We start from the raw sequence: 4249 nt of genomic DNA, 5'->3' as shown, positions 1-4249 counted from the left end.
TGCCGGCAGAGGTTCTAATTGTTAAAGACGGGGCTTTATTATTATCCGCTTCTTTGCTATGAAAATGGCTGGTACCCCCACTGTCTTGACTATGTAATAGCAGATCAATGGTTGGTTGGCTGGTGCTGACAATTTGTTGCACCATTGACGATAGCTGCCAGCTGACAGCCTTACCGGTATCGGCCCGGCTGACTTGTTGCCGGGCAAACGGCTGCTTGCCCATAAAAACCAGGTTTTGGTCAATCCAGGCGCCCATTTCATCATCTGGCCAGCTAACATAAGCAGCGGCATAACTGTAACTGCGGCTGGCACCTGCAAGCGTTTTGTTGCCTTCATGCCAGTCAACTGCAATTATCTGCTCAGTTGTCAGCGGGGTTGCATGTACGGCGCCCATTGCTACCAGCCAACATAACGCCAGGTGGGCTGTTTTAATCATCCATTTTAGATTCAACATAACGATGTTTTCCATTTGGCAGGCTGGCAATAACGTCCAGCTGCTTTAATGTAATTGCGCAGTCACTGCCCAGGCGTTGCTTAAACTGGCTGATAATTTGTTCAGCTAAAAATGTGGAGAGCGGGGCGACAGTAACCAGCTGCACTTCAACTTCTTGCAGACTATGCTGGATAATTTTAAACTGTCTTATCTCTTTTAAATCCCGCAACACATAAATAAGAGCTAAAGCATGCAGCTTATCGCCGGCAGTGGTTTGCAGAAAATCGGTAGTGCGACCACTGACATGGGCTAGTACCGGCAAACCCCGCCCGCAAGCACAGGGCGCATTACTAAGCTGCCCCATATCGCCAGTGCGATAGCGCACAAAAGGAAAGGCCTGAGTTTGTAAGTGGGTAATTACAATTTCACCGGTTGCACCCACTGGTAAAACCTGACCCTTGTCATCAACAATTTCCACAATAATATCTTCGGCACTGATATGCAAACTGCCGGCCGGGCACTGATGGGCAATAAAGCCGGCATCGCGGGCACCATAACCGTTGGCAACCGGGCAGGCAAAAACCCGTTCAATGACCGTACGCTGATGCTCAAATAGCATTTCAGAGGTGACAAATACCACCTTAATACCAAGCTGGCTAAGCGACAGCTGCCGGGCTTCAGCCGCCAGAGCCAGCTGGTGGATAACCGACGGGTAACCGAATAGCATGCGTGGCTTTAATTGCTGTAACTGCTGCAGATAGGCTTCGATATGGGCCGGGGTAAATTCGAATGCCGGTAACAGGTGCGAGCGAAACAGCTCGTCACGGATTTTTTTAATCCGGTCTTGTTTACCCAGCTCAATTGGCGAGCCCCATAACACCACTTCCGGGTCGCCAATATCCACCCCCCACCAACGGGTGGCCCTCAGTTTGGCTGCTACGTCGTGGCTGACCCGTGCTTTACCCATATAAAAAATTAGCGGTACGCCACTGGAGCCGCCAGTGTTATAGCGCTGCAAGGTGTGTTGCGGTTCGCTGCAAAGTGCCTGCTGATTGTCGGTAATAAGTTGCTTGGTTAAAAAGGGTAGCCTGGCTAAATCGACAACCGTGCGAATATAGCTTGCGCTCAAACCTTCGGCGTTAAAAAGTTGCTGGTAATACGGCGAGCGCTGGCTGATATCGGCGATAAATTGCTGCAAGCGCTGCTGTTGTAGCTGCGCTATCTGGGGCGCAGTTAACCATTGGCTCTGTTCAAGCCTGGCTAGCATGTTGTACGTAGTGTGACCTTTTAACCGTTCGTGCAGCCGGAACAATACTTTGCTAACCAACTGGGTGTAAAGATTAGCCATGAGCACCTCGGCTATGCTTATTCAGGCTTGGCTGGTGGGGCGGTGCAGTGGTTTGATGCTGCTTTTCGGCCGACAGCTGTTTTTTTACCACTACTTGCAGGGCAACCAAGGTGATCACCAGATGATACGGCAAGTCAAAGTAGGCTAACCCCAGAAAGGTGCCGCCGGCAGCATAAGCAATTAAACTGCATTGCAGCATTTTTGCCATAAGAGCTGCCCACTTTAAGTCGTCACGTTTATGGGTTAGTTTGATGGTTTGCTTGGCGCTGCGCCAGGTACTGAGGTAAATAGCCAACCATAAGAAAAACCCAATAAAACCATGGTGGCCTATTACCTGAAAATAGATGCTATGCGAGTCATTAACCCGGTCTGGATTTGGGGCGTAAAGGTAGAAATTCGCACGTTTAAAGCCATTAAATCCACCACCAAAAGGCCGGTCTTGCGCCATATTAAACGCCATTTCCCAGGCATTAAAACGGCCCTGGACTGAGCCATCATAGCTTTCGCGATCCGGTTCAACGATTGTCGCCATCCGGTCATGCCAGCTGTCAGGCATAAACTGATAAATTACTGGTGTTGCCAGGATTATTGCCAGTGCTATTGCCAGTTTATTCGGACCTTTTAACCAAAGGAAAAAACCAACTGCAATACAAGCGACCAGGGCACCACGGCTTTGGGTACCTAATGCGGAGAGTACACATAAGCCCGTTGCTACTAACAAGCCGAGTTTTAACCAGCGTTGATGAGCGGGCACGATGTATCGTAAGTAGAATAGAACAGGCAATACTATTAATAAGGTTAGTGCCAATTCATTATTACCAAAAAAGAAACCACCGGTCGGCCCCCATACCCTGCCACCACCCGCTGTCTGAATGGTATAAATGCCGCCTTTCACCCCATAAAAAGCGATACTAAGTGCTACAACCCATAGCGCCTGCTCAATTCGTTGCCGGGTAGTAAGCATTGCCAGAATCACCAAGGTCATAAATTGAATTTTCATGATTTTTTCAAACTGGGATATTACAAAAGGATCTTTAACACTCATTATAAAGGTGATAACCATCCAGATATTAAACAGCAGTAAAAACACAATCGGGCTACTTAGTGGGATCCGTTTGGGCTCTTTACTGAACAAATAACTGACTAAAAAAACCAGACCAATTACTGAAGCTACTGGCAGGGTTTGAATGAAGCCCCAGCCCAGGCGGTGCGGCACCATATAGCTTATCCAGCACCAGACCAGTACGCCGATAAAAGGCCGGCGCAGAATAAACGGAATACAGCCAACGATAATAAGAAACAGAACTATGTCACGCATTCGCTTGCTCGCTCTTTTGGTATAAGCGTAACCAGCCGGGCAAAACCTGGGCCGGCTGAAATTGCTCTACTTTTGCTCTGGCATTAGAGGCCAGTTGCCCAGCCAACTCAGGCTGAGTGATCAGGGTTAGTGCGGCGGCAGCCATTTGCTCTGGTGCGCGTGGTGGCACCAGTAGAACATCGTTACCATCGTCGACCATCCAGGGGATGCCGCCGACATTGGTAGACACCACCAGTACGCTGGCCGCCATGGCTTCCAGTAATGAGTTGGGCATATTATCGGCAGTGCTGGGGTTAAGCATAATATCGGCACTGGCATAAAGTTGCGCCATTTGCTGCCGGTCTAACTTGCCACAAAATCTTACCTTTGCCGTTAGCTGTAACTGGCTAACCAGCTGCTGTAAGTTAGCTAATTCCGGTCCGCTGCCAGCAATACTAAGTCGGGAGTCTGGCAATTGCTTGTTGATAATGGCAAAAGCGCGGATAGCGGTCGCAATATCGTAAATAGTTTCCAGATTGCGGGTGACCACCAGGTGCGGTGCGGTGCTTATGCTGGGTTTAAGTTCGCCTTTGAAAATACTGGTATCAACTATATTAGGAATAATTTGGCAGGTTAGCTGATATTGAGCAAACACCTGTTGCAAAAAAGCACTGGGCGTGACAATGACGGTTGCTTTGCGCAGCGATGGTAATACCCAGCGCTGTTGTTTTTTTAAAAAGTCTGCCGCCAGGCCGCCGCGGTAGTTCACAATAACCGGTACTTTATGCCATGCAGCCAGCCAGATAGCGGGTGCAGCAAACAGGTGCCAGGCCCAGCCTGAGTTGGCCATTACATGCACCACGTCACTGTGTTTAAAGGTTTGATGTAATTGCCAGAGGTAGGGAACCACTCTGCACAGCGCCCGCAATACCGGAATGCGGGCGACCCAGTTTGGACGGTATGGCGGGTTCACTGCCACCAGTTTTACCTTTATCTGGCCTGTCTCGGTCAGTAGTCGCAGTAGCTGAGCGGTTTGCATAGCCATGCCCCCCGCTGGCGGCGGGATGGGCCCGACCAAGGCAAGTGTTATTGGCGTGCTGGACTGCTTAGGATCACTACTTGCGCTCACGTAACACCTGCTGATAAACCGGCAAAATAGCGGCGACGGTGT

General features: G+C 49.7%; 4 protein-coding genes. All 4 read right to left on the bottom strand.

Annotation, left to right across the window (positions count from 1 at the left end; translation table 11 throughout):
* Positions 1-454: hypothetical protein (locus tag ABY802_RS16090; RefSeq protein WP_372628141.1), on the bottom strand; the 454-nt coding region annotated here is incomplete at its 3' end.
* The gene (locus ABY802_RS16085) at positions 429-1781 is read right to left on the bottom strand and encodes a phenylacetate--CoA ligase family protein (protein ID WP_372628140.1); all 1353 of its coding nucleotides are present in this window, start codon (positions 1779-1781) and stop codon (positions 429-431) included. The genes ABY802_RS16085 and ABY802_RS16090, both read right to left, overlap by 26 nt.
* Entirely contained in the window at positions 1774-3099 is a 1326-nt protein-coding gene (locus ABY802_RS16080; RefSeq protein ID WP_372628139.1) for a putative O-glycosylation ligase, exosortase A system-associated, read from the bottom strand. Before ABY802_RS16080 ends, ABY802_RS16085 begins: the two co-directional genes overlap by 8 nt.
* Positions 3092-4207 carry a glycosyltransferase family 4 protein gene (locus ABY802_RS16075; protein WP_372628138.1) on the bottom strand — a complete coding sequence of 372 codons (1116 nt, stop codon included), beginning with the start codon at positions 4205-4207 and terminating at the stop codon, positions 3092-3094. Before ABY802_RS16075 ends, ABY802_RS16080 begins: the two co-directional genes overlap by 8 nt.
* Positions 4208-4249: the final 42 nt, after the last annotated feature.

Source organism: Arsukibacterium sp., assembly GCF_041616895.1.
Lineage (GTDB): Bacteria > Pseudomonadota > Gammaproteobacteria > Enterobacterales > Alteromonadaceae > Alishewanella.
This window is presented reverse-complemented; position numbering and strand designations above follow the sequence as displayed.

Coding starts and splice junctions, on each gene's coding strand:
- ABY802_RS16085 (WP_372628140.1), bottom strand. CDS start 1,781: ATGGCTAATCTTTACACCCAGTTGGTTAGCAAAGTATTGTTCCGGCTG.
- ABY802_RS16080 (WP_372628139.1), bottom strand. CDS start 3,099: ATGCGTGACATAGTTCTGTTTCTTATTATCGTTGGCTGTATTCCGTTT.